Below are 3694 nucleotides of genomic sequence, written 5' to 3'. Positions count from 1 at the left end.
ACGCCATGTGGTCGTGGACTGTGTGGTCCGGCCCCATGGGGCCGGACGCTGTGTCGTCGGACACCATGCGGGCGGAGGCCGTCTGGCCGGACGCCATAGGGGCCGACTCCATGTGGTCGGACACCATGTGCCGGTTCACCGTGGGCTCGTTGGGCACTGTGGGCTCGCTCATCTCGTCACTGGGGGTCTTCGTGCCGCCGCCACCGCGTCGGCGAGTTCGGGTCCTGTCGCGGTCGTTGCCGACTGCGGTGCCGCGTCGGCGGCTGTAGTGGCCGTACTGGCAGCACGCGTCGCGCCGGCCGTACTGCCTGCGTCGGCTGCACGCGCTGCGTCGGCCGTACCGCCCGCACCGGCCGTATCAGCCGGGAGACTGTCCCGTACGGATACGAGATAGCCGCCGCCGGCCGTCGCGACCACATCCACGTGCGCGCCCTGCGGATGGCCGCAGCGGCGGGCGCAGCCCGACCAGTAGACCGGCAGGGCCCCATGGCGCGCCGTCGGGGTCGGGCGCAGCGCTCCGGCCGCGTCCGCCCGCACGTCCGCGAGTGCCTTCGCGCACCCGGGACGGCCGGTGCAGGCGCCGACGCCGTACCAGGGAGAGTGGCGGTCGGTGATCAGTCCGGCCGTACGGAGACGGTCCAGCAGGTCATCGGCGGCGGCCGGTTCGAGCCCGGGGACGATGATGCCGCGCCAGGGGGTGATCCGCAGCGCGTCCCCGGCCACTTCACGCCCCGCCGTTGTCAGCAACCGCCACTGCACCGCGCTGAGCCGTCCCAGCGGTGCGTATACGGACAGCGCCACGGTTCCGCCGGGGGAGCGGATCAGCCCCGGAGCTGGTGATTCCGCTTCTGCCGCGAGGGCTACGGCGGTTACGGGCATCTCCGCCACGTACCCGGCCGTGATCTCCGCGTCCGCCAGTCGCGCCGCGACCGCCTCGTCCAGTCCATGGCCGGGCGGCAGCTCCCGTACCCGCCAAGCGCCGGAACTACCCGCCTCCGCCACCGTGAGAAACGTCTCCGCAGCCAGCAGCGCGGCTCTCGGGGCGTCGGCGGTGGGTACGAGGAGGCCCGCCCGGCTCGCCCCGGTACGCACCATCGCCGTACCGTCCCGGCGTGCGAGCAACGTCACATCCGCGCCGAGCCCCGCGACATCCCCGCGGCCGTCGTCCAGGGCGAAGAGGAAGCGCCCGGAGAGGGCGGTCGCGGGCTCGCTCGCGCAGAGGAGTCCGTCCAGTTCGCGCGCCCACAACTGCACGCTGCCGGCGGGGAGTTCGCCGTGTGCGTCGAGTCCGGAGAGTGGTGACGCGACGATGTTCCGTATCCGCTCGTGCCGTTCGGAAGGCAGCAGTCCGGCTTGGCGCAGCAGCGCCGCGAGTTCATCGCCGCAGGCCACGCCCAGGCCCCGGAGCTGCACATTGCCCCGGGAGGTGATGTCGAGATGCCCGTCGCCCAGGCGCTCGGCCGCGTTCGCCAGCGCCTCGGCCTGACGATACGTCAGCAACCCTGCGGGCAGGCGCAGTCGGGCCAGCCGTCCGTCATCCGCGGTGTGCAGCCGCAGCGCACCGGGACAGGCGTCACCGCCCTCCCGCACCGTCCCCGCCACCGGCCGAACGGCGTGCGTGAACGACTCCCGTGACGGACCGGCCCCCGGATCCCGCAGATTCCGGAGGTGCGCTTCGTCCCGGTTCGCGGGTGTTGGCGAGGCAGGCGACATGGCGGCGAGCATACCCACGTACCCCCGCGCTCCCTCCCGCCCGCCTGGTCGCGCGGTTTCCTTCGGAGGGTGGGGCGCATATCGTCATGACCGAGGTCAGGCCGGTTTCTCGCCCAAGGCTGTGCGTAGCCAGTCCAGCGATCCCTGGCTGAGGAGTTCGTCGGCCGGCCGTTGCGCGGTCTCGGTGAGGAGCCGTGCGCGGCTGTTGTCGATCCAGCGTTGCGCGTTCTCGTATCCCTGCGCTTTGTAGCTCGATGCCCTGAAGCAGGCACTCCAGCTTGTCCGCGTCCCTGGCACAGATCGCCTCGTGGGATTCCTTCGCCCCAGACGGCGATGAGGCCCTCATTGCCGAGGAGCCGCATCGCGTTGCGGATCGTGGTGTCTGAGACCCGGTACTCCTCGCAGAGAGCGGGCAGCATCGGGAGCCGGTCGCCCGGCCCGAACTCGCCGCTGGAGATGCGGCGCCGCAGGTCAGCGGCGATCCGCAGGTACTCGGGCTGTGCCACCACCACGCCACCTTCCGAATGATCGAGTCAGGGCGATCGCCGGGGGCGGGGCGCCCTTCGCCACGTCCGGAGTCAGTCGGGCTGCTCTATCGCGATCTCGTAGGCGATCTCCCACCGCACGTCCGCGACCGTGATGTCTGCTGTCTCCACCGGGCGGCCGTCGATGTCGTAGTACGTCCGCTCGATATCGGTGATCAGGTCGCCAACGCTGATACCCAGCAGGTTCGCAACCTCCTGCGTGGCCCGGCCGGGACGGGGGACTTCCACGGCCGTCTCGATGATGACGCCGATCGAACGCATCCGCTCGACGACGCCAGCACCTGCATGCGGGCCCATCTCGGGCAACACGATGGGTGTGCCCTCCGTGATAGCCATGGGCTCCCAGCTCTCGGAGAGCTGGACTGGCTGGCCGTCGCCGAGGAATTCGTACCGGGTGACGACGCACAGGTCTCCGGGCTCGATGGCGAGGCGCTCCGCGATGTGCTCGGGCGCCGGGGTGCGCGCCTCGCTGCGGGACTCCCAAGTGCCCGCGCGGCCCTGCTCCTTCATGTCCGCACGGAACGGGCTGCCGCCGCGGCGTTCGCGGTGCCGGGAGCGGACCATGCGCAGGCGCTCGCGCGGGCGGCGGACGTAGGTTCCGGATCCGGCGCGACCTTCGAGGAGTCCTTCGATGATGAGGCGTTCCATGGCGCGCTGCGCCACGCTCTGGCCGACGCCGAACTCTTCGGCAAAGCGGGCTCGGGAAGGCAGTTTCTCGCCTACAGCCCACTCGCCCGCTTTGATGCGGGCGCGCAGGGCATCGGCCACCTGCAAGTAGGGCGTGTCACGAGGCATATGGGCCACTCCGGGGTTGAACGTCGACATTGACAAAGCTAACCCATCAGGTTGAAGCTGAATACTCAGCATCACGAGGAGTGATTGCTCGCTCACTAGGGGGACCCGTGTGTTCGCCTGCCATCCAGGCCGCCGCCCTGGCCGCGCTGCTCGAATCCATCATCGGCGGCAAATCGCGCATCCAGGACACCGGCGAGGGTTCCACCCGCATCGAAGCGGACCTGCCCGACGACCTGCGCCCCCATACCCGCAGCCGAATTCTCGCCGCGCTGGCCTTGGCCGACCGGTACGGCCACGACCGCGCCGCCGACCGGGACGCGGTCTGGGCGGAACTCGACGAAGCCAGGCATAAGACCGAGTTGGAGACGCCATGACGCGCTGCGCAACAGGCCAGCATGACTTACCGATCGAGGACGGGACCGGGGCCCACTGCCCCGAACACGGCGTGGCCCTGGTGTGGACAGCGACGCCACTCACCGAGGCCGACCTCTTGGGCCTCGACCTCCCGACCCGGACCCCGCGCCCGGTCCGGCGGCTTCGTCCCCCCACCGACCCCCGCCCCGCGGCCGACGCATCCCTGCCAGGACTCCGGCCGCGCGGCGGGTTCCCCCACCCGTCCAAGAACAGGAGGCACCATGACT

General features: G+C 70.9%; 3 protein-coding genes and 2 pseudogenes. 1 reads left to right on the top strand and 4 read right to left on the bottom strand.

The genetic code is table 11. The features are described from left to right. Positions 1–168: 168 nt before the first annotated feature. The 4 genes and pseudogenes from cobG to WH07_RS16600 all read right to left on the bottom strand — a co-directional run bounded on the left by cobG (position 169) and on the right by WH07_RS16600 (position 3053). Positions 169–1713, bottom strand: coding sequence for a precorrin-3B synthase (cobG, locus tag WH07_RS16605; RefSeq protein ID WP_232788932.1), 1545 nt, complete (start codon positions 1711–1713; stop codon positions 169–171). 96 nt (positions 1714–1809) lie between these two features. Further along, positions 1810–2038, bottom strand: a pseudogene (locus tag WH07_RS41175) (HD domain-containing protein); the annotation flags it as partial. A gap of 58 nt (positions 2039–2096) precedes the next feature. Continuing rightward, positions 2097–2219: pseudogene (locus tag WH07_RS37625) on the bottom strand (GntR family transcriptional regulator); the annotation flags it as partial. Between the two features lie 72 nt (positions 2220–2291). After that, positions 2292–3053 (bottom strand): GntR family transcriptional regulator, encoded by a 762-nt coding sequence (locus WH07_RS16600; protein WP_046500696.1) that lies wholly within the window; start codon positions 3051–3053, stop codon positions 2292–2294. Between the two features lie 107 nt (positions 3054–3160). Between WH07_RS16600 and WH07_RS16595 the strand changes: the two genes are divergently transcribed. Continuing rightward, positions 3161–3427 carry a hypothetical protein gene (locus WH07_RS16595; protein WP_052744433.1) on the top strand — a complete coding sequence of 89 codons (267 nt, stop codon included), beginning with the start codon at positions 3161–3163 and terminating at the stop codon, positions 3425–3427. Positions 3428–3694 lie beyond the last annotated feature (267 nt).

The sequence above is a fragment of the Streptomyces odonnellii genome, from assembly GCF_000981895.1.
Taxonomy (GTDB): Bacteria; Actinomycetota; Actinomycetes; order Streptomycetales; family Streptomycetaceae; genus Streptomyces; species Streptomyces odonnellii.
Note: the sequence above shows the minus strand (reverse complement) of the source record. Positions and strands in the feature narration are given on the sequence as shown.